This is a genomic window from Acinetobacter sp. MD2, assembly GCF_035615575.1.
GTDB lineage: Bacteria > Pseudomonadota > Gammaproteobacteria > Pseudomonadales > Moraxellaceae > Acinetobacter.
In genome coordinates this window covers 502,921-524,943 of record NZ_VTDK01000001.1, presented here as the reverse complement: position 1 = coordinate 524,943, position 22,023 = coordinate 502,921, and the positions used below count along the sequence as shown (strand labels likewise).

At 40.3% G+C, this 22,023-nt stretch carries 22 protein-coding genes and 1 tRNA gene; 7 read left to right on the top strand and 16 right to left on the bottom strand.

All coding sequences use genetic code 11. The annotated features are described in order from the left end of the window. Positions 1 to 39 precede the first annotated feature (39 nt). Entirely contained in the window at positions 40 to 1,098 is a 1,059-nt protein-coding gene (locus FXN70_RS02530; protein WP_324645893.1) for a 2,3-butanediol dehydrogenase, read from the top strand. Between the two features lie 104 nt (positions 1,099 to 1,202). On the opposite strand, the gene lptB is transcribed toward FXN70_RS02530, so the two are convergent. From lptB to FXN70_RS02505, 5 genes are read right to left on the bottom strand one after another with little or no spacing between them, the layout of a single operon-like run. Continuing rightward, complete coding sequence (gene lptB / locus FXN70_RS02525; RefSeq protein WP_324645891.1) at positions 1,203 to 1,946, bottom strand: LPS export ABC transporter ATP-binding protein; 744 nt, start codon at positions 1,944 to 1,946, stop codon at positions 1,203 to 1,205. Next, the gene (gene lptA / locus FXN70_RS02520; protein WP_324645890.1) at positions 1,943 to 2,527 is read right to left on the bottom strand and encodes a lipopolysaccharide transport periplasmic protein LptA; all 585 of its coding nucleotides are present in this window, start codon (positions 2,525 to 2,527) and stop codon (positions 1,943 to 1,945) included. Before lptA ends, lptB begins: the two co-directional genes overlap by 4 nt. Further along, entirely contained in the window at positions 2,511 to 3,059 is a 549-nt protein-coding gene (gene lptC / locus FXN70_RS02515; protein WP_324645888.1) for an LPS export ABC transporter periplasmic protein LptC, read from the bottom strand. The genes lptA and lptC overlap by 17 nt, the downstream gene beginning before the upstream one ends. A gap of 34 nt (positions 3,060 to 3,093) precedes the next feature. Further along, on the bottom strand, positions 3,094 to 3,633 hold the full coding sequence (locus FXN70_RS02510) for an HAD-IIIA family hydrolase (RefSeq protein ID WP_324645887.1): 540 nt from the start codon (positions 3,631 to 3,633) through the stop codon (positions 3,094 to 3,096). Beyond that, on the bottom strand, positions 3,633 to 4,625 hold the full coding sequence (locus FXN70_RS02505) for a KpsF/GutQ family sugar-phosphate isomerase (RefSeq protein WP_324645885.1): 993 nt from the start codon (positions 4,623 to 4,625) through the stop codon (positions 3,633 to 3,635). The genes FXN70_RS02510 and FXN70_RS02505 overlap by 1 nt, the downstream gene beginning before the upstream one ends. A 282-nt stretch (positions 4,626 to 4,907) precedes the next feature. Between FXN70_RS02505 and cysS the strand changes: the two genes are divergently transcribed. Then, positions 4,908 to 6,335: a cysteine--tRNA ligase gene (gene cysS, locus FXN70_RS02500; protein ID WP_324645883.1), complete on the top strand. Its 1,428-nt coding sequence runs from the start codon at positions 4,908 to 4,910 to the stop codon at positions 6,333 to 6,335. Positions 6,336 to 6,397: 62 nt separating this feature from the next. Further along, a tRNA-Gly gene (locus FXN70_RS02495) sits at positions 6,398 to 6,473 on the top strand. Positions 6,474 to 6,531: 58 nt separating this feature from the next. Here the strand turns inward: FXN70_RS02495 and FXN70_RS02490 are convergent. From FXN70_RS02490 to FXN70_RS02440, 11 genes are all read right to left on the bottom strand, one after another. Then, a complete protein-coding gene (locus tag FXN70_RS02490; protein WP_324645881.1) occupies positions 6,532 to 7,251 on the bottom strand; it encodes an MgtC/SapB family protein in 720 nt (239 codons plus the stop codon). Positions 7,252 to 7,261: 10 nt separating this feature from the next. Continuing rightward, positions 7,262 to 9,892: a magnesium-translocating P-type ATPase gene (gene mgtA, locus FXN70_RS02485; protein WP_420714359.1), complete on the bottom strand. Its 2,631-nt coding sequence runs from the start codon at positions 9,890 to 9,892 to the stop codon at positions 7,262 to 7,264. A 232-nt stretch (positions 9,893 to 10,124) separates the two neighbouring features. Further along, a complete protein-coding gene (locus tag FXN70_RS02480) occupies positions 10,125 to 10,751 on the bottom strand; it encodes a hypothetical protein (RefSeq protein WP_324645874.1) in 627 nt (208 codons plus the stop codon). 478 nt (positions 10,752 to 11,229) lie between these two features. Next, positions 11,230 to 11,433: a hypothetical protein gene (locus tag FXN70_RS02475; protein ID WP_324645872.1), complete on the bottom strand. Its 204-nt coding sequence runs from the start codon at positions 11,431 to 11,433 to the stop codon at positions 11,230 to 11,232. 312 nt (positions 11,434 to 11,745) lie between these two features. Next, on the bottom strand, positions 11,746 to 12,483 hold the full coding sequence (gene gloB, locus FXN70_RS02470; RefSeq protein ID WP_324645870.1) for a hydroxyacylglutathione hydrolase: 738 nt from the start codon (positions 12,481 to 12,483) through the stop codon (positions 11,746 to 11,748). A gap of 200 nt (positions 12,484 to 12,683) precedes the next feature. Continuing rightward, on the bottom strand, positions 12,684 to 13,607 hold the full coding sequence (locus FXN70_RS02465; protein ID WP_324645868.1) for a CysB family HTH-type transcriptional regulator: 924 nt from the start codon (positions 13,605 to 13,607) through the stop codon (positions 12,684 to 12,686). 45 nt (positions 13,608 to 13,652) lie between these two features. Beyond that, the gene (locus FXN70_RS02460) at positions 13,653 to 14,708 is read right to left on the bottom strand and encodes a sulfate ABC transporter ATP-binding protein (protein ID WP_324645866.1); all 1,056 of its coding nucleotides are present in this window, start codon (positions 14,706 to 14,708) and stop codon (positions 13,653 to 13,655) included. A gap of 10 nt (positions 14,709 to 14,718) precedes the next feature. Next, positions 14,719 to 15,600: a sulfate ABC transporter permease subunit CysW gene (cysW, locus tag FXN70_RS02455; protein WP_324645865.1), complete on the bottom strand. Its 882-nt coding sequence runs from the start codon at positions 15,598 to 15,600 to the stop codon at positions 14,719 to 14,721. Next, positions 15,597 to 16,430: a sulfate ABC transporter permease subunit CysT gene (gene cysT, locus FXN70_RS02450; RefSeq protein ID WP_324645864.1), complete on the bottom strand. Its 834-nt coding sequence runs from the start codon at positions 16,428 to 16,430 to the stop codon at positions 15,597 to 15,599. Before cysT ends, cysW begins: the two co-directional genes overlap by 4 nt. A gap of 48 nt (positions 16,431 to 16,478) precedes the next feature. After that, complete coding sequence (locus tag FXN70_RS02445; RefSeq protein WP_324645862.1) at positions 16,479 to 17,072, bottom strand: RBBP9/YdeN family alpha/beta hydrolase; 594 nt, start codon at positions 17,070 to 17,072, stop codon at positions 16,479 to 16,481. A gap of 30 nt (positions 17,073 to 17,102) precedes the next feature. Next, complete coding sequence (locus tag FXN70_RS02440; RefSeq protein WP_324645861.1) at positions 17,103 to 18,116, bottom strand: sulfate ABC transporter substrate-binding protein; 1,014 nt, start codon at positions 18,114 to 18,116, stop codon at positions 17,103 to 17,105. 162 nt (positions 18,117 to 18,278) lie between these two features. On the opposite strand from FXN70_RS02440, the gene pabC reads away from it, so the two are divergent. The 4 genes from pabC to FXN70_RS02420 all read left to right on the top strand — a co-directional run bounded on the left by pabC (position 18,279) and on the right by FXN70_RS02420 (position 21,985). Beyond that, positions 18,279 to 19,106: an aminodeoxychorismate lyase gene (pabC, locus tag FXN70_RS02435; protein WP_324645859.1), complete on the top strand. Its 828-nt coding sequence runs from the start codon at positions 18,279 to 18,281 to the stop codon at positions 19,104 to 19,106. Beyond that, on the top strand, positions 19,091 to 20,155 hold the full coding sequence (gene mltG, locus FXN70_RS02430) for an endolytic transglycosylase MltG (protein WP_324645857.1): 1,065 nt from the start codon (positions 19,091 to 19,093) through the stop codon (positions 20,153 to 20,155). Before pabC ends, mltG begins: the two co-directional genes overlap by 16 nt. After that, positions 20,155 to 20,763, top strand: a complete 609-nt coding sequence (gene tmk / locus FXN70_RS02425; protein ID WP_324645856.1) for a dTMP kinase — start codon at positions 20,155 to 20,157, stop codon at positions 20,761 to 20,763. Before mltG ends, tmk begins: the two co-directional genes overlap by 1 nt. A 367-nt stretch (positions 20,764 to 21,130) precedes the next feature. Next, positions 21,131 to 21,985 carry an amino acid ABC transporter substrate-binding protein gene (locus FXN70_RS02420; protein WP_420714358.1) on the top strand — a complete coding sequence of 285 codons (855 nt, stop codon included), beginning with the start codon at positions 21,131 to 21,133 and terminating at the stop codon, positions 21,983 to 21,985. The last annotated feature ends 38 nt before the right edge of the window (positions 21,986 to 22,023 follow it).

Sequence of the window (22,023 nt, the reverse complement as noted above, 5' to 3'; positions counted from 1 at the left end):
ACTTCATGTATTTCAACATAATTTAATAGGAATATAACAATGAAAGCAGCACGTTTTTATGATCGTGGGGATATCCGTATTGAAGATATTCCAGAGCCTGAAGTAACAGCAGGAACTGTAGGCATACAGGTGGCTTGGTGTGGGATTTGTGGCACAGACTTACATGAGTTTATGGAAGGTCCAATTTTTATTCCGCCATGTGGGCATCCACATCCCATTTCGGGGGAATCTGCACCGATTACCATGGGGCATGAATTTTCGGGCGTGGTCTATGCTGTGGGTGAAGGTGTAGATGATATTAAAGTTGGACAGCATGTGGTGGTCGAGCCTTATATCGTGGCCGATGACGTTCCAACTGGCCCTGGTGAAAATTATCATCTTTCTAAAAATATGAACTTTATTGGTTTGGGTGGTCGTGGCGGCGGACTATCAGAAAAAATTGCAGTTCAGCGCCGTTGGGTGCATCCAATATCGAATGCAATTCCACTGGATCAGGCTGCTTTGATTGAGCCACTTTCGGTAGGGCATCATGCTTATATAAGAAGTGGCGCCAAAACGGGTGATGTGGCATTGGTGGGCGGCGCAGGCCCTATTGGTTTATTGCTCTCTGCTATTTTAAAAGCCAAAGGTTTAACGGTTATCATTACCGAATTAAGCAGCAAGCGAAAAGAAAAAGCCAAAGAATCGGGTGTTGCGGACTATATTCTCGACCCAACGCAAGTCGATGTGATTGCAGAAGTGATGAAAATTACGCAGAATAAAGGCGCAGACGTTGCCTTTGAATGCAGCAGTGTGAATAAAGTATTGGACACATTGGTTTCGGCCACCAAAGCAACGGGAGTGATTGTGATTGTTTCAATCTGGAGTCATCCTGCAACTGTGAATGTGCATAGTGTGGTGATGAAGGAGTTAGATGTTCGCGGAACCATTGCTTATGTGAATGATCATCAAGAAACGATTAAACTGGTTGAAGAAGGTAAAATTAATCTGGCACCGTTTATTACTCAGCGCATTCAATTAGACGATTTAATTTCTCAGGGATTTGAAACGTTAATTCATAATAACGAGTCGGCAGTTAAAATTATTGTGCAGCCGTAGTTGCATCAACAATTAAAAAAAGCTGATGTTTAACATCAGCTTTTTATACCAATCATCTTTTAAAACAGTGATTTAAATCTGTGGGATTTTAACCTTCAAGGCGATTAAACTTTAAAGTCATCGCCCAAATAGACTTCGCGTACGGTTGCATTTTCTAGCACTTCTTGCGGAGAACCTTCTGCAATTACAGCACCTTCACTGACAATATAGGCTTTTTCACAAATGGCTAAAGTTTCACGGACGTTATGGTCGGTAATTAATACCCCAATGCCACGAGATTTTAGGTTTTGGATAATATCTTTAATATCACCTACAGAAATTGGGTCGACCCCTGCAAAAGGTTCATCAAGCAGCATAAATTTTGGATCGGCTGCGAGTGCGCGTGCAATTTCAGCACGACGACGTTCACCACCCGAAACACTCATGCCTAAAGAATCTTTAATATGGCTGATTTTAAAATCTTCCAATAATTCTTTTAGGCGTTGCTCACGTTGGGATTTATTCAGCTCTTTTCGTGTTTCTAAAATTGCCATGATGTTTTCACCAATGGTCAATTTACGGAAAATAGAGGCTTCTTGAGGTAAATAACCAATACCTTTTTGCGCGCGTTCGTGCATGGCAAAATGTGACAAGTCTTGATCATCTAAATGAATCTCGCCTTTGTCCATGCGTACCAATCCCACAACCATATAAAAACTAGTGGTTTTTCCTGCGCCATTTGGGCCCAATAAACCCACAATTTGACCGCTTTGAATTTCAAATGAAACGTCTTTAACGACCCAGCGTTTACTATAGTTTTTAGCAAGGTGACGAATACACAGCGTTTGTGGCTGCATTAATTCACTCATTTACTTTTTGCTCCTGGCATCGCCGTTGAGCTATTTGGTGGAATGACGATTTGCACACGTCCACTATTTTGTGATGAATTGGTTGATGTTGCACCACCTGTTGAGCCACCGCCAACAGCTTCAATATCACCTTTATTCATACTATAACGCAAGGTTGCACCACGGACGCTCGCACCATCTTGATTGACAAAAGCATTACCCGTCAAAGTGATAATACCAGTATCTGCGTTGTAGACAATTTTTTGTGCTTCACCTTTGGCAAAACCTTTGTTTGGGTCAGTTTTTTGTTGGAAACGTGCAGGACGACCATTTGCTGTAACAACACTCATCTGACGGTTTGAGTTGAGTTGAGCCGTAACCGTATCTGCTTGTAGTTTCATTGAACCTTGTTCAACCACCACATTGCCAGAATAAGTGGTATAACCTGTTTTATCGTTATAAGTCGCACGGTCAGCAACTAAAGAAACGGGCTGATTGCGATCATTAGGTAAGGCAAAAGCTGCCATTGCAGTACAAGACAAAGCCCCGATAAGGGTGACTTTTAGGAAAGTTTTATGCGGATGATTAAGATTTTGGAGCATACTTGCCTCGAATATTGAAAAAATCATATTGTCCTGTTGTGAAATCTGCTTTTAGCCCTTGGCTAATAAATTGACCTTGTGCAGAATCTACATTGACTATATGGTCTGTTTCGATGTGTTTGGTTTGTGGATAGCCAATGAGTTTATCCGTGGTTAATGTCATAATACCTTGCGTGGTATTGCGATGTGCAACCACCTGACCAGTTAATAAAATTTTCTCATTATTATTAAACCCTTGTGCTTTAGATGCGTAATAATTTGCATCTTCTTTACCTTGATTATAGGTTGTTGCTTTAAAGTTCAATAATTCAGATGTATTGTCTTGTCGGTTTTGTGATAATTCATCGGCAGTTGCGCGTGCAGAAACGAGGCCACTAACATCGGTTTGCGTGACTTTAATTTCTTTTGCTGCATAGGTAAGATTCTGTGTTGGATTATTATCCAATTTTTTACTCTTACCACTGTAATAATAGTAACCACCGCTTACGGTCGCAACCACAAGGGCAACTATATATAAACTTCTCGTATCCATAAGCGTAGTGTATCAAACAAAGTTCATTTAAAAATTAATAAGGTGTTGCTAAATATTTTTCAAGCAAGTCTTGGTAGACATCTTTAGCTTGTAATAACATATCACAGACCTCTCTTACTGCACCACGACCGCCCATGGCTTGGGTGACTAAGTCAGCACGTTTACGTACTTCTCCGTGACCGTTTGGAACTGTAACTTTCATTCCTGCAATTGCAAAAGCTGAAAGATCCGGCCAATCATCGCCCATATACAAGCAATCATCAGGCTTTAGGTTAAGGCTTGCACAAGCCTCGCGTAAGGCGGTACCTTTGTCTTCACGGCCTTGAAAAACTAAGTCCACGCCTAAATCGGACATGCGTTTTTCAACAATATTACTTTTACGTCCTGTGATGATAATGACTTTTAAGCCTGCTTGCTGCACCAATTTCATGCCCAAACCATCACGAATATCAAATGATTTAATTTCATCGCCAGTATTGGTAAGCGTGACAAATCCATCACTTAAAATGCCATCGACATCTAAAACCAAAGCTTTTAAATCGCGGGCTTTTTCAAGCAAAATATACGAAGCCATTAAGCAACTCCTGCTGCAATTAAGTCGTGCATACCAATCACGCCAATGACTTTGTTGTCAGAATCCGTCACGACAAATTGGTTGATTTTTTTATCGCGTAATTGTTCAAGCGCATCGACTGCGCGAATATCTGCATCAATCGTTGCAGGCTGTTTGGTCATAACTTCGGCCACTGGGCGTGTGACGTCAAAACCTTGTTGGCGATCAATTAAACGGCGTAAATCACCATCGGTGAAGATGCCTAATAATGTGTCATGCTCATCAACAACGGTGGTTAAGCCCAAACGCTTATTGCTTATTTCGTATAGCACTTGATTCATTGGTGTTTCAGGGCGTACTTTCGGTAATTCATCAGCGGTGTGCATTAAGTGTTTTACGTGTAATAACAAGCGTTTGCCTAAAGCCCCCGCAGGATGAGAACGTGCAAAATCATCGGAAGTAAAACCGCGTGCTTCAAGCAAAGCTACCGCCAAAGCATCACCTAATACTAAGGTTGCCGTGGTGCTTGATGTAGGTGCTAAACCCAAAGGGCAGGCTTCTTGTGCGGCACCTAAAGTCAGCGCAACATCTGCATTTTGTGGCATTGGCCCTGTGTCATTGGCGCTTATGGTAATTAAAGGAATGCCCACATGTTTAATCAGTGGCATGAGCATCATAATTTCATCGCTTTTGCCAGAATTAGAAATGGCAATTAGGACATCGCCTTTTACCAACATGCCTAAATCGCCATGACCAGCTTCGCCCGGATGCATGAAAAAAGAAGGTGTACCTGTCGAGGCAAAGGTTGCTGCCATTTTACGGCCAATGTGACCAGATTTCCCCATTCCTGTAATGACCAGTCGTCCTTTACATTGCAAAATGATTTCACATGCACGACTAAAGCGGTCATCAATTTGGCTTGTTAAAATATCAAGCGCATTCTTTTCAATTTCAATGGTTTCTTTTGCCACTTTTTGAAAATCGAGAGGAGAAGGGGTATGTGGAAAATTCACAGCAGATTACCTTTAAACAGAGAGCTGCGTAGCAGATACCATAATCTTTTTATTTTTTATGCTGCCTTGAAAAATTTCAATTGTGCGATGTGAAAAAATAAAAAAAGTGTATCTCACTAGGCAAGAAGTTTAATCATTTCAGCTATGTTAGCACAGTTAGGCAAAAGTCACGTTTTCAAATGTTATTTTCACAAGCATATATTTTTTTAGCATAAAACTTGGTGAAGGTTAGGCGCATCAGTTATGATATTGCTCTATCTTTGTTGGGTGTTTAAAAGACGTATGCAACCTTTTGTTTTATATAACTCTGAGCAACGCAAAAAAGTTGAATTTGTACCGAAAAAAGCAGGTCAAATTGACATGTATGTGTGTGGCATGACGGTTTATGACTATTGTCATATTGGACATGCGCGAGTAATGGTTGCATTTGACTACATCATTCGCTTTTTGCGCAGCCAAGGTTGGCAGGTCAAATATGTGCGTAACATTACCGACATTGACGATAAGATTATTAAACGTGCCAATGAAAATGGCGAAACGATTCAAGCATTGACTACACGTTTTATTGACGCAATGAATGAGGATGCGCACCGTTTAGGTTGTGCTGACCCCGATGAAGCACCCAAAGCGACCGACTATATTAACCAAATGCAAAGTATGATTGGTACTTTGGTCGATAACGGCAGTGCTTATGCGGCGAAAAATGGCGATGTGTATTTCAAAGTTGACCAATTTAAACCGTATGGTCGTTTGTCTGGGCGTAAATTAGACGACATGCAAGCCGGTGCAAGTGAACGTGTTGATGTTGAAGTTGAGAAAAAGCATCCGTTCGACTTTGTACTTTGGAAACGTGCCAAAGACAATGAGCCAGCATGGAATTCACCGTGGGGCAATGGTCGCCCGGGGTGGCATATTGAATGTTCGGCAATGTCGACTTGCTGCTTAGGTAACCATTTTGATATTCATGGTGGCGGCTCAGATTTGTTATTTCCACATCATGAAAATGAGATTGCACAAAGTGAAGCGGCAACAGGTGAACAATATGTGAATTATTGGATGCATGTGGGCTTTATTAATGTCGATGGCGAAAAAATGTCTAAATCGTTAGGCAACTTCTTTACCATTCGTGATGTAATGGAAAAATTTCATCCTGAAGTGATTCGTTACTTTATTGTGTCATCACATTATCGCAGCCCAATTAATTTCTCTGACTTTGCTTTAAAAGAAGCAAAAACCTCATTGAGTCGTTTTTATCATTCATTTAAAGCTTATCAACAACGTTTTGGTGTGGAGCAACACCCAACGCATCCAGTCTATGAAGATTATATTGCGCGTTTTAATGCGGCAATGTCAGATGATTTCAATACCGCAGAAGCGCTTGCTGTTTTATTTGAACTGAATAAAGAATTAAACCGCGCCTTAAAAGAAGAGCAAGAAGAAGCTGCCCATATCAGTTTTGCAACATTGCGTTATTTAACCGATATTTTAGGTTTGGTTCAGCATGATGTGGACGAGTTTTTGAAGTCGGATATTGGACAAAGCGCGTTAAGTTTGTCAGATACCGAAATTGAGGCATTGATTCAACAACGTAGTGATGCCAAAAAAGCCAAAGATTTTGCCGGTGCTGATGCGATTCGTCAGGATTTGTTAGAAAAGGGCATTGTGTTAGAAGATACCCGTCAAGGCACATTGTGGCGACGTGCTGATTAATTCAGCAGTTGATTGAAGTTGGGCTTGACTCGAATTTAAATCTCTTTATAATGCGTCCTATTGCGGGAATAGCTCAGTTGGTAGAGCACAACCTTGCCAAGGTTGGGGTCGCGAGTTCGAGTCTCGTTTCCCGCTCCAAAATTTTAAAAACCCTAATCATTTGATTAGGGTTTTTTATTGTCTGAAATATAGCTATTTATGCCATGGTATTTTTATCCCAGTATGCTTGTTGCACTTGCGGCATTAGATTTAGCTGCTGAATAATTTCATTCATTTCCGTTGGTTCAATTGAACTTGCAATTAAGGTCGCTTCAATTTCAATATCATTATCACCGAAAGGTTCGACATCTAAATCTTTGAGTGGATAATTAAAGTGATGCAAGATCTCTGTTAGCTTATACATGACCAATTTGCGATGGTCTTTTGCTGCAATCAAATAAATAACATGTGTGACTTCCGAGTCGGCATCTAAAGGCTGTCGGTCAATCATATTCACTAATGGGCGCAGGAGCGTATTCGCAGCCAAAATAAATGCCGTTGCAACAATTGCCTCAACAATTAAATCAGAACCTGCCGCAGCACCAATGGCAGCAGAACACCAAAGTGTTGCTGCTGTATTTAAGCCATGAATATTGCCTTCTTGGCGCATAATTACACCTGCGCCAAGAAAGCCAATACCAGAAACAACATAAGCAATTACACGTACTGCACCATCAGCACCTGAAAGATTATTTGCAATATCAACAAATATTGCCGCACCTAAAGCCACAAGAACATTGGTTCTTAAGCCTGCTGTACGTTGTCGATATTGCCGTTCAAGACCAATTAATCCACCTAAAATAAAGGCAGTTGCTAAGCTGATAATGGTATTCAGCATATTGGGTAAATTGGTTGTGTTTAAAAATTGCAATGTCATATCACACCTATTATTGCCATCCATAACGGCGAATATACATGCGTTTAATTAATTGAGTCACGCACATATAGGCCATTAATATAAACGGTAAATATAAGAAATACGTGACAGGCAATGCTTGTAATTTAAAATAATGCGCAAATGGCCCCATCGGTAGAAAAATACCAAGTGCGCAAATGATCACCGTCATCATCAGTAGTGGCAATGCTGCACAGCTTTGAATAAATGGAATTTTTTGCGTACGAATCATATGTACAATCAGCGTTTGCGTAAGTAATCCCACCACAAACCAACCTGATTGGAACAAGGTTTGTTGTTCAGGCGTATTGGCATGGAATACGAACCACATTAAACAAAAGGTTAAAATATCAAATACTGAACTGATTGGGCCAAAAACCACCATAAAACGCCCAACATCCGAAGGTTGCCAGCGTTGAGGCTTTTCAAGTTGTTCTTCATCCACATGGTCAAATGGAATGGCAATTTGAGAAACATCATACAGTAAGTTCTGAATCAGTAAGTGAATTGGTAACATTGGTAAAAATGGAATAAATGCACTAGCAACCAAGACTGAAAAGACGTTTCCGAAGTTTGAACTTGCGGTCATTTTGATATATTTGAGCATATTGGCAAAGGTGCGACGACCTTCAATAACGCCATTTTCAAGGACCATTAAACTCTTTTCGAGTAGAATTAAATCGGCAGATTCTTTGGCGATATCCACCGCAGTGTCGACCGAAATACCAATATCAGCTGCGCGAATGGCCGCTGCATCGTTAATACCATCACCTAAGAATCCGACAACATGGCCATTGGCTTTGAGTTGATCTACAATACGTTCTTTATGAATCGGACTCAGTTTAGCAAAGATGGTATGTTCTTCAACCGCTTGTTTCAACTCTGTATCTGTAAGTTGTTCAATAGTACCTCCCAATAATACTTTGTCATGGGCAATACCAATTTCACGGCAAATTTTTTGTGTCACAAACTCATTATCACCAGTCAGTACTTTAACTGCGACACCATAGGCATGTAATTTTTCTACCGCAGGTCGAGCGGACTCTTTCGGTGGATCAAGAAAAGTTAAATAGCCAATTAAGGTTAAATTGCATTCGTCTTGAACCGAAAAAGTATCTTGGTCAGCATCAAACTGGCGATAAGCCACCGCAACCACACGTAAGCCTTCGCGGTTGTAGTTCTGTGTGATTGTTTCAATTTCACTTTGAATTTGTGTGGTTAACGGCTGTACTTTGCCTTGAATTTCAACATGTGAACAAGCTTTTAAAATTTCTTCTACTGCACCTTTGGTGACCATGCGCACTTCTTTTTGCGGGGTGCGTACAATCACCGACATGCGACGACGCTCGAAATCAAATGGTACTTCATCTAGCTTTTTATAGCGCAGTTTCTCAAACTTCATATCCTGATCAACCGCTTCAAGTACGGCAACGTCAAGTAAGTTTTTAAGCCCAGTTTGATAGTAACTGTTTAAAAAGGCTTGCATTAATACGTCATGTGATTTTCGACCATAAATATCGACATGGTGTGATAAAAATATTTTATCTTGGGTTAATGTGCCGGTTTTATCAGTACATAACACATCCATCGCACCAAAGTTTTGAATGGCATCTAGGCGTTTTACAATGACTTTTTTACGAGATAAAAATACCGCACCTTTCGCTAAAGTTGAGGTGACAATCATCGGTAGCATTTCTGGAGTTAACCCCACCGCCACAGATAGTGCAAATAGTACAGCCTCGCCCCAATCGCCTTTGGTAAATCCATTAATAAACAGAACCACGGGTGCCATGACCAGCATAAAGCGAATAAGTAACCAACTGACTTTATTCACACCAAGCTGAAAGGCGGTAACAGTATGATCTGTTGCGGTGACACGATGCGCCAATGCACCAAAATAGCTTTGAATTCCAGTGCTGACCACGACTGCACGCGCAGTACCAGATACAATATTTGTGCCCATAAAGAGTAAGTTGTCTAGCTCTAATGGTGAATCAATATTGGCATTTTTTTGTGTTGCATATTTTTCAACAGGCATTGATTCGCCAGTCATTGCCGCTTGCGAAACAAATAAATCTTTTGCGGTTAAAATTCGGCAATCGGCCGGAATCATATCGCCCGCAGAAAGCAAAATAATGTCACCAGGAACTAAATATTGAATCGGAATTTCAAATTGAATGTCTTTTAATTTTGACGTTTCAACATGATAACGCTGCTTAAACAAGAGCTGATCTTGGCTGTTAACTGCGCTACGTAACACCATTGCAGTATTGGTGACCATTGCTTTTAGCGCATCGGCAGCTTTATTTGATTTTGCCTCTTGCCAATAACGCAATAACGTTGAAAGTAAAACCATCAGGCTGATAATACTTGCACCCGTTGCATCATCGGTTAAATAAGCCACCAATGCTAATAGGCTTAATAAAATATTAAATGGATTGCGATAGCAGTACCATAAATGTTGCCACCACTGTAACGGTTTTTCTTGAGCAACTTCATTTAGCCCAATCGTCCGTTGTTTATCATAGGCTTGTTTTTCAGTCAGGCCATCTGCTTGCGTGTTTAAGCGTGTTAAGACTGTGTCTACATCGGCTTGTGCATAGTCTTTTAAATGCTGTGTCAATGCTTGACCAATTTGCTGTGCATGGCTAGATTGGCGTAATTCTTTAAATGAACGATGACGTTCAAAAAAGCGCTTAAAGTGAAAAGTGTTTAAAAAACGAGTAAAAAGACGTTGCCATAGATCATATTTCATTCAAGATCTCCTTTTTCAGGCATACGAAGTCCAGACTCTATTTGAGTAAAAATAAAGCCAGCTAAGAAACTAAAAGTGTGAAGTTAGTTTGGGAGAAAACTTAAGGCGTAAAACTCAGTCCGAAGCCAAAAAATCGCTGTCGAAAATCGTCTAAACGTTGGCCAAATGAGGCCTCGAGGGTGAATAAATCTGGAATAACAGTGTAGTGCAATACTGTTTGAGCTAGAGGTGCTTGTCGATCTTGATTAAAAGCTTCAAGGCTCATGCTGGTTTTTGGTGTAAGAGCGAAGTTAGTCGCCAAACTCCAGCGCAGCAAGTTCGGTTGATCTGCTGAATGTTGATAGCCGATATTGCTATAAACATGCACTCGCTCATTCAATGCAGCCCATTCAACTGGTACATTCAAGAACCAATCATTTTGTTTGCCATCGACTGTTTGAGTTTGAGAAAATAGTAAGCTTGTCGCAACGCCCCAACGATCCATTGGCTTGAGTACAGTTTTTAATTGTGCTGACCAAGTGGTTTCAGTTGAATGTGAGTCGGTTGCGCTATAAGCAATAGAGGACTCGACCCCTTTAAGTAACTGACAGGCGGTATTCACTTGATAGGCTGTATCTGCTTGTTTAGCAGAGACAATAGCTGATTCAAGTTGGCAATGATGTGCCGCGACAATTGCGGTGTCATCCGTATTGAGTAAGGGGCTTGCTTTTGCATATTGAGTCAGCAAAAGAAAGATCCATACACAAAAATATGGCAAACTAAAAAGCTTTAATATGGAAGCATGTAATAACATTGGCTTCTCCCCGATTTGAGGAGGCCTAAGCGGGCGCATTGCACAGACACTATATAAGTGTTGATACAATAAAAAATAGATTTAAATATAAAGGTGTTGACAAGCTATCTCGTTGCAAGATAGCCGCCCTAAGTTGACGTACTTGCTCAGATAATAGGTTGTGTAATCGCTTTACAGTATAACCTCGAACAACTTCCCACTTAGGGTCTCCTCGTATTGAATTTGCGCGTAGTATATATTTGTTTTATTAATTTACAAGTCTTTTCATTATATAAAGTGTGAATTTTTAAAATTTCGTTAAAAAAACGACTTTTCAGGAAATGAAAAGTCGAATGGGAATATCTTGTTTGGATAAAAAGCCAAAAAAATAATGCTAAAACAGGGTAGGGTTTTCATTCTGGAGGTATCTAGTTTAAGCCTTTAAATGATCTTCAAATTCTTCACCTAGTTGCACGGCTAAAGTATTGCCCGATAAATCACAGGTGACTAGTCCATATTCTTTTTTAAATGAAAATGTAAATCCCTTATTGTCGGCTAAGTTTTTTACTGAATAGCCGAGTTTTTCTAACCAAATACGAAAAGCAGTTAGGTTTTTTGCTTTTACAACTTTTTTCATGGCTAATTCCTTTGAGTCATCGTTACATATATTTATAAGGATGCAGGTTACTTTTTTAAAGGGTAACTCAGTGAATAATTTTTAATATTTACGAAGAAAAGTATCTCATCTGTAACAGGTGTTCAAAAAGGGTACAGATTGTGATGTTAAAGTTTAAAAATATTTGTATAAACAATGATTTATTTTTAAATAATAAGGTCTAGGGAAAGCGTGGATAAGTTGATCTTAGTGTAAGTAAATATTTCTTTGGCTTTTATTTTAACAGGCGCTATTGTTTGTTTTGAGTCTTAAATTCCACAATAGCGCATTTGGTTAAGCCGCATCTTTCAGTTTACGAATACGAATAAATTCAGCCAGAGACTCTGCTCTTAAAAAAGGATTGGTTTTTAGTTCTATGCCAACAGTGGTGGGCAAGGTGATTTGATTTAAAACACGCATTGTTTCAACCTCATTGGCACGTTGTTGCAATGCAAGGTTGTGTGGTTCAATACTACGTGCAAATTGAGCATTGCTTAGCGTATATTCATGTGCACAATATAGTTTAGTTTCTACGGGTAAGGCTGCAATGCGGTTTAAAGAATGAAACATTTGCTCAAATGTGCCTTCAAATACACGTCCACAGCCCATTGCAAAGAGGCAATCACCAACAAAAGCACTTGCAATAGCATCGCAGTAGTAGACCAAATGCCCAAGCGTATGCCCAGGAACTGCAATAATTTCAACCTCTAAGTCGTGAAAGTTAAACTGCTGTTGGTCATGTAAGGGATGTGACACAAACGGAAGTTTACTCAGTTCTTCCCGTGGTCCATACACAGGCAAATGAGGCTGCTGTTTAAGTAATGTGGGTACCGCGCCAACATGGTCTTTGTGCCAATGGGTGAGCCAAATTTGCTGGATTTTGAGCTGATGCTGGTTGCAGTAGTCAAACACTAAATCGGCTTCGGTGGGGTCAATAATGGCAACCTCGTGCGTTGGTGTGTGTTCAAGTAGCCAAATATAGTTTTGTAGATTATTTTTGACATCGATAACATGAATTTTATAGTGAGACATCGTTTGTCAGTTCCTACGCTATGTCGATTTAATTATAAAGCTAAATTTTTGCTTGAACTATGTTTGAATTTTAAAAAATTGATTAGAGGATTAAGATCTATTTCTCGAAGGTGAAAACAGTTTTAGCTGCGCATATAGAAAAGCTTTACAAATATGGTGGATTTGTAAAGCTTAGGTAAGGTGATGATGAAGCTGAGAGTTTAATTTTCAGGATAAGCGAGTTTTTTTAATTCGCTAATATTAGTGTCGGGTGAGCATAGTGAAATAAAGGCATAACCATAACCTCGTAATAAATGACCTTTACGTACCGCAATCCACGTCGTATTTAGCCCAAATAAATCGGTTTTAATTTGTTGTAAGCGATAATCTCGGGTTTTGTCATAAGCAACGTCATTGATAATCCCAACTCCCATGTTCAGTTCAACATAGGTTTTAATGACGTCGGCATCGAGTGCAGACATCACAATATCAACATCTAAATTTTGTGCTTCAAAGGCACGGTCAATTTTAGAGCGTCCTGTAAAACCATCGTGATAGGTAATAATTGGATATTGTGCTAAGTCGTCTAAATCGATGTGGTCTAATTGACCCAAAGGATGATCGTGTGGCGTAATAATGCTATGTTGCCACGTGTAATACGGTACGCTCGCTAAATTATCTTCGGTGGTCAGAGATTCTGTTGCAATGCCAATGTCGACCTCGCCACGTAACAGCATTTCGGTAATTTCGTTTGGGCTGCCTTGTTGTAACACCAAATGAACTTTAGGAAATTCTTTTTTAAATAGATTCACAATCGGGGGTAACACATAACGTGCTTGAGTATGCGTTGTGGCAATGGTGAGTGTACCTTCATCTACTTTATTAAAGTCATCGGCAAGGCGTTTGATGTTGTCGGCATCGACCAGCATTCTCTCGACAATGCCAAGCAAAGATTGTCCCGGTTCGGTTAAGCCTAACAAGCGTTTGCCTTTACGTACAAACAGTTGTACACCAAGCTCATCTTCTAGGTCTTTAATATGTTTGCTGACACCCGACTGCGAGGTGTATAGTGCCGCAGAAGCTTCGGTTAAATTAAAATTTTGTCTAACCGTTTCTCGGATAATTCTTAATTGCTGAAAATTCATCGCATTTAACCAACCTAATACTGTTTTATATAGACTTAACGTTTGTTAAGCCGCAGGATGTTCAAATAAATGTAACTGCTTTGCACTCACCCAAACGGTTTGATTGGGTTGTAGGGATTTATTCTGGGCTTGTTCGGCGGTTAATACCACTTCAATCATTTTTCCTTGACGATCTTTCAATTCTAAATAGATTTTGCCTGCAACCCAAAGCTCCCGAATAAAAGTGGCTTGAATGGCATTTTCAATAGCATGTTCATGTACTTGTAACTCATGTGGTCGTGCAAATGCAATCAAATGACCTTGGGGTTGGTTGTTTTTAAGCCAAAGTTGATCTTCCCCTAAAATGAGTTTGCCGTGTTGATTGTGTCCTTCAAAACGATTGGCTTGACCTAAAAAGTCAAATACAAACGGTGTGGCAGGATGTTCGTAGACCTCACGAGGTGAACCAATTTGTTCGATATTCCCTTTATTCATGACTACAATTTTGTCGGCAACTTCTAAGGCTTCCTCTTGGTCGTGGGTCACAAAAATAGAGGTAATATGCAGTTCGTCGTGTAAACGGCGTAACCATCGTCGTAATTCCTTACGCACTTTGGCATCTAAAGCGCCAAAAGGTTCATCGAGTAACAGCACTCGAGGTTCAACCGCTAATGCCCGTGCCAACGCAATACGTTGGCGTTGCCCACCCGAAAGTTGTGCGGGGTAACGGCTGGCTAAAAAGTCAAGCTGTACCAATTCTAACAATTCGTGCACGCGCTTTTTAATTTCAGATTCGGACGGGCGTGTGGCTTTGGGGCGAACCCGTAAGCCAAAAGCCACGTTCTCAAAAACAGACATATGTCTAAACAGTGCATAATGCTGAAATACAAAGCCGACTTGGCGTTCACGCACATGAGTGTTGGTGGCATTTGAACCTTCCAATAAAATTTGTCCTGCATCAGCCGACTCTAAGCCTGCAATAATCCTTAACAATGTGGTTTTTCCGCAGCCGGATGGGCCAAGTAAGGCCACGAGTTCACCTTCGGGGAAATCAAGGCTAATATTGTTTAGTGCATGGAATGATCCGAAATTTTTTTCGATATTTTTAACTTGAATACTCATGTGGACTCCATTATTCAGACTGTTGCAGTTGAGTGGCTTTTTCTTGGCGCAGTTCAACCCATGTTTTGATCATTAATGTAATAATTGCGAGAAATGCCAATAACGATGCCACAGCAAACGCTGCGCTATAACTGTATTCGTTGTATAAAATTTCAACATGTAGCGGCAGGGTGTTGGTTTCACCGCGAATATGTCCTGAAACGACCGAAACTGCACCAAATTCACCCATTGCACGGGCATTACACAAAATCACGCCGTACAATAAGCCCCATTTAATATTGGGAAGCGTAATGTGCCAAAAAGTTTGCCAACCCGAAGCACCAAGCAAAATAGCGGCTTCTTCCTCCTCCGAGCCTTGGGCTTGCATTAAAGGAATCAGTTCTCGTGCCACAAAGGGTACGGTGATAAAGACGATGGCGAGTATAATCGCAGGCGGTGCATATAAAATTTTAATGTCGTGATCTAATAGCCAACTGCCAAACCAACCTTGTGTTCCGAAAACCAGTACCAGCATTAAGCCTGCAATGACGGGTGAAACTGAAAATGGCAGATCAATCAAAGTGGTTAAAAACGATTTACCTTTGAAGCTAAATTTGGCAATTGCCCAAGCGGCCGCAACACCAAAAATCACATTGAGCGGGACTGCAATCAGTGCGCTCACTAAAGTGAGTTTTACTGCCGATAGGGTATCGGGGTCGATCAGTGCATCAAAATACACCTGTACGCCTTGGCGAAATGCTTCAACAAACACCAAAATGAGTGGTAAAATTAACACCGATAAAAATACAATTAACGCCAAGCTGAGTAATAGATAACGTACCCAAAGTGGTTCTCGTGTTGCATCGCGGGATTGTAATTGTTGAGCATAATCGCTTGATGATGAAATATTCATGCTATTACTCTCCCTCTACGACGTGTTGCCCATGCTTGAAGCAAGTTAATTGCAAATAAGATCACAAATGAGATGATCAACATAATCACCGCAATGGTGGTTGCTGCGGCATAATCGTATTCTTCTAAGCGTGAGATGATCATGAGCGGGGCAATTTCTGTTTTAAAAGGCTGATTACCTGCAATAAAAATCACCGAGCCGTACTCGCCGACACCACGTGCAAAGGCTAAAGCAAAGCCTGTAAAAATGGCAGGGAGGGTAATCGGGAAAATTACATGACGAATAGTTTGCCAACGACTTGCACCTAAAGCAGAAGCCGCTTCTTCAAGTTCAGTTTCAAGGTCAGCCAACACAGGTTGTACAGTACGTACCACAAATGGCAAGCCAATAAAAATCAAGGCAAGCGTAATGCCAATGGGGGTATATGCAACATGAATGCCGAGAGGTTCGAGGTATTGTCCAATCCAGCCTGTAGATGCATAGAGCGAGGTGAGTGCAATTCCGGCGACAGCTGTAGGGAGCGCAAACGGTAAGTCAATCAACGCATCGACAATCCGCTTCCCTGGAAATTGATAACGTACTAAGCACCACGCAATCAATAACCCTAAAAAAACATTAATCAATGCGGCAAATAGTGCTGTGCTAAAGCTCAGTTGCAAGGCTTTTAAAATCCGTGCCGAACTGACAATGTCGATAAAACCATTCCAACCAATGCCAAGCGATTTAATAAAAACCGCAGATAAGGGAATGAATACAATAATGGATAAATACAATAGGCTAAAACCTAAGGATAATCCAAAGCCCGGAAGGACACGTTTTGGCTGTGACATGAAAACCTCAGTGATGACCAACCTTGGTCATAGGCAAATAAAAGAATACTAGGAGGATAAAGGCTGAGTCAATTTGCGCATTCGTGCCTCTGCTGTTGGTAAATCTGCCTCTAAATAGTCAAAAATTTCAGGAAAAGGTCCAAACCCTGAGGCGACATTAATGTGACCAACTTGGCCTAAATTAATACTTGGAATTTGCCATTGGGCTGCTGCTTGGCGTGCATCATCTATGGCAAACCACGCATCATTTTCACTCATTAACATCAGTGCGGGGACTTGAATACGTATCTTGGCAAAAAAATCTTGATAGGTTTTAGAACTGTTTTGAGCAAACCCCGCTTCGCCAAAGCGTGCAGGATTGGCGGGAGCAACTAAAATCAATTTAGAGATTTTATCCGCAAGCTCAGGATGCTGTGCTAATGCAGCAATACTGGTTAAACAGCCAAAACTATGTGCGACCACTTCAATAGGCGTTTGGATATGATTTACCATCTGAACCCAGCGTTTGATCCATTCAGTTAAAATAGGTCGATCCCACTGTTGTTCTACACGTGAACTGTTCTTTAGGTGGCGTTGTAACCAAGATTGCCAATGATTCGAATCACTGCCGCCAACACCCGGAACAATCAGATGATGTGTCATACCTTGAACTCCTATTACACTTTGAAATGGTTATCTTTTTGCATTGTTGCTTTGCACAATTTGGTCGAATACACCACCATTTTCGAAATGTTCTTTTTGTACTTTTTTCCAACCACCAAATTCTTGGTCAATCGTCACTAACTTGAGTGGCTTAAATACAGTGCTATACTTTTTTAATACCGCAGGATTACGAGGGCGATAAAAGTTTTTGGCGATAATTTCTTGGCCAGCAGGTGAATATAAATAATTTAAATAGCCTTTGGCTTGATAATAATTGCCATCTCGTTTGGCATTTTTCTCAACAATGGCAACAGGCGGTTCGGTTAAAATAGATAAAGACGGGGTGATAATTTCAAATTTACCCGGTTGTTCACGTACCGCTAAATAAGCCTCATTTTCCCATGCCAAAAGCACATCGCCAATGCCACGCTCTGCAAAGGTGGTGGTTGCGCCACGTGCACCTGAATCTAATACTTTGGTTTGCTTATAAATTTTAGCAACAAAATCCCGAGCAGTTTTGTCATTGCCATTCGGTTGATGTTTTGCCCAAGCCCATGCAGCCAAATAGTTCCAACGCGCACCACCCGAAGTTTTCGGGTTTGGTGTGATAATTTCAACCTCAGGTTTAACCAAATCATTCCAGTCTTTAATGTGTTTTGGATTACCTTTGCGCACTAAAAAGACAATGGTTGAAGTATAAGGCGTTGAGTTCTGTGGTAAAAGTTGTTGCCAATTTTGGGGTAATAATTTGGCTTTTTCTGCAATCACATCAATATCGGCCGCAAGTGCAAGGGTCACCACAGCGGCATCTAAACCATCAATAACAGCACGAGCTTGTTTACCCGAACCGCCATGTGATTGCTTAAAGTTTAGTGTTTCACCTGTTTTTTGCTTCCAATAAGCACCAAATGATTTGTTGATGTCTGTATATAATTCGCGAGTTGGATCATAAGACACATTCAAGAAATCTTTGGCAGCAAAGCTGAATGATGAAAAAGATAAGAGTGATACTAAAAGCCCAACTTTTATTTGATTTAATTGCATTTTCGTTCTCGGCATAGTGCTGAAATAGTCATGTGGTGCAGCATACGATGAGTTTTAAATCTAAAAAAATAATAAAAAATGCAATTTATATGAATAAAAAAGAAATAATAAAAGTGGATTCACCTTAAACTAGATCTGAAAATCAATGGTTTGGCGCAGGTTATGCTCTGTTATAAAAATGCAGTATTGCAAGATTCAGTTGCAGTACTCGATCGTGCGTTTCATTATGGTGATGGTTGTTTTAGTACAGCCAAAGTAGTGAATGGTCAGGTGCAGCTGTGGTTGCGGCATATGCAACGGCTTGAACAAGCATGTCAGAAAATGCAATTACAATGTAATTTATCTTTAATTGCAGAAAGTTTAGCACACGCCAATTTTTTGAATGGCACGCTTAAAATTGTAATTAGTCGGGGCGAAGGGCAACGGGGCTATGCTTTTCCTCAACATGATGCAGATGTTTGGGTGTTTTTTTATCCAAGTGCTGAGATGAACGCCAATTCAATGTGGAGTTTAGTTGGGCAAGTTGAGCTTTTAGCATTGCGTTTGGGTCTTTGTATGCCAACTTTGGTTGGAATAAAAAGCTTAAATCGACTTGAACAAGTGATGTTAAAGCAAGAAGCAGAACAAAAAGGCTTGGCAGAAGCATTGGTTGCCGATGTGAATGGTACAATTGTTGAAGGAATCAGCAGTAATTGTTTTCTGTGGGTGAATAATCGCTGGATTACCCCGAATCTTGGGTATAATGGCGTACATGGCATTATGCGTGCGGAAATTTTAGCGCGTATGCAGCAGTTAGAGATTGCATGTTTTGAAGAAAATCTCACAATAATGCAGCTTACTCAAATCGATGCGCTGTTTTTTTGTAATGCTTTACATCCGATGCAAATTGCAACCCATTTAAATGGACGGGCATTACAGCTTGAACCTGCACAAGCATTATTTCAGCAACTTAAATTGAATCAGATAGATGCACTATGGCACAGTCAGTAAAGCGAAAGTCAGCACCGAATAAGTCAACGTTTTCAGTTGGCAAATGGATTATCACCAGTTTATTTGTCCTTGCTGCCATATTGTTGTGGATGGCATCGCTCAGTTTATGGAAAGGCTATCCTATACAAGCTGACCGCCAATTTATGTCGGTGAATACAGGGGAAACCTATACTCGTTTTATTGACAATTTAGCCAAAGAAAATAAGGTTAAGTTTCCGATCGTGCTGAAAATTTATCAAAAATTATTCATTCATGACACTTTAAAAGCAGGGGTTTATGAAGTACGCCGTGGTATGAGTGTGCGCCAAGTTCTTGAAATGATTTCAAATGCAGACAATGCACATATGAATCGTATTTTGGTGATTGAAGGCACCACATTTAAGCAATTGGTTGAGCGTTTACAACAAGATCCATTGGTGAATAAAACTGTGGTGAATTTACCCGAAGCAGAAATGCTCAAAGCTTTAGGTTTACCCTATGCGCATTTAGAAGGTTTATTTGCCCCGAATACTTATTTTTATAATAAAGGTGAGTCAGATAAAAAAATCTTACTCGACTTATATCAACATCAAATGAATAACTTAGATACCGCATGGGCACAGCGTGCGCCAAATTTGCCGTATAAAAATAAATATGAAGCTTTAACTATGGCATCTATTCTTGAAAAAGAAACCAGTTTAAAAGATGAACTGAGTCAAGTTTCGGGTGTTTTTGTACGCCGTTTACAACAAGGGATGCGTTTACAAACCGATCCAACCGTGATTTATGGCATGGGTAGTCATTATCAGGGTAAATTGACCAAAGACGATTTACGTACACCAACGGCTTATAATACCTATACCATGTCAGGTTTACCTCCAACACCGATTGCGTTACCAAGCAAACGGGCAATTGAAGCGGCATTGCATCCTGATCAGTCAAATAATATTTATTTTGTAGCAACAGGTCGTGGTGGGCATACCTTTAGCGCCACCTTAGATGCACATAATCAGGCTGTTCAGCAATATTTAACAGTTTTAAGAGAGAAAAAAGCGGGAGCAACGCCTTAATGTTTGTAAGTTTTGAGGGTACAGAAGGTGTTGGAAAAAGCACATTAATTCGCAAGCTACATGCTCACTTTTTAAGTTTAGGGCAAGATGTTGTATTGACTCGTGAACCTGGTGGGACACCGCTGGCTGAAAAAATTCGTAACATGCTACTTGCTGTAAACCACGAAGAACAAATGGCCGCAGATACTGAGCTTTTATTGATGTATGCTGCGCGTAGTCAGCATTTGAACCAAGTGATTTTACCCGCTTTGGCAGCCGATAAAGTCGTGCTAAGTGATCGTTTTTGCGATGCAAGTTTTGCTTATCAAGTCAAAGGTCGTGGTTTAGATCAAGTTAAACTTGAAATGCTGAATCAAAATTTTGTAACCCGTTTACCTAACATTACCTTTTGGTTGGATGCACCAATTGAAACAGGCATGGCACGTGCACGTGAGCGTGGCGAGTTAGATCGTTTTGAACAAGAAAAACTGGAATTTTTTGGTCGTGTTCGTGAGGGTTATCAGTATTTATATGCACGTTATCCTGAGCGGATTGTTCGTTTAGATGCAACGCAAAATGAAGAGGCTGTATTCCAGCAAGCGTTAGCTGTACTCAATAAAACAGATTGAAACAAAAACAAACAATGTTTGAGAAAAACGCCTTATTGTTGGGCGTTTTTTTGTATGAGATAAGAAAATAGTGCGTAAAATGCCAATTAAGATAAAAAATATATTAATAAAGTGGCTTTAAATTAGACAAAAGTCGAATAAGGTCGGTTTTTTGTTCACTCTTTTGATTAAATTGATTATAAATCTAGGCTTAGTAATGAAAACAATAAAGATTACTAAATAGTAGTTGGCATGAGGTTTGCTTTATTAGAAGCAAAATCATTTTTGCCAATCAACGCCATCTGGGGTAAATGATCGGCGGAAACAACAATTAATCACGGAGTGAATCATGAAACTTTCTTCAAAATCAGTACTGGCTTCTGCATTGATGTGTTGTGCAATGACTGGTGCAAGTCAGGTTCAAGCAGCAGATACATTAGCAAAAATCAAAAGCACAGGTAAAATTGTGATTGGACATCGTGAGTCGTCTGATCCAATTTCTTATGTGGTTGCTGGTAAGCCAGTCGGCTATGCAATTGATATTTGTAATAATGTTGCAAATGAAATTAAGAAAGAATTGAATATGCCGAATTTAAAAGTTGAATATAAGGCGGTCACATCTTCTACCCGTATTCCTGAATTGCTTTCAGGGAATATTGATATGGAATGTGGTACTACAACCAACTCAATTCAACGTCAGCAACAAGTTTCTTTTTCAACCAACTATTATGCAACAGAAGTGCGTATGGCTGTTAAAGCGGGAACAAGCATAAAAAGTATTGGCGACCTAAATGGTAAAGCGGTTGTGACCACACAAGGCACAACGTCTGATAAATACATTAAAATGAATGAAAAAGGTCAGGCTGTAAATGTGCAAAACGTCTATGGTAAAGACCATGCCGATTCTTTTGCAATGCTCGCTTCTGGCCGTGCGGCTGCATTTGTGATGGATGATAATATTTTAGCAGGTTTAATTGCAAAATCTTCAAATCCAAAAAGCTTTGCGATTGTAGGGCCAGTATTGTCTTCAGAGCCATATGGCATTATGTTGGCTAAGGGTGATGCACCCATCAAAGCGGTTGCTGACCGTGTTGTGACCAATATGTGGAAAACTGGTCAAATGGATAAGTTGTACAAAAAATGGTTTGAGTCACCAATTCCACCAAAAAACACCAATTTGAATATGGCACCAAGTGCATCATTTAAAAAGTTAAAAGCACGTCCAACCGACGCTGGTATCTAATTCGGTTGTAATGAGACTGATCACTCAGTGAATGAGTG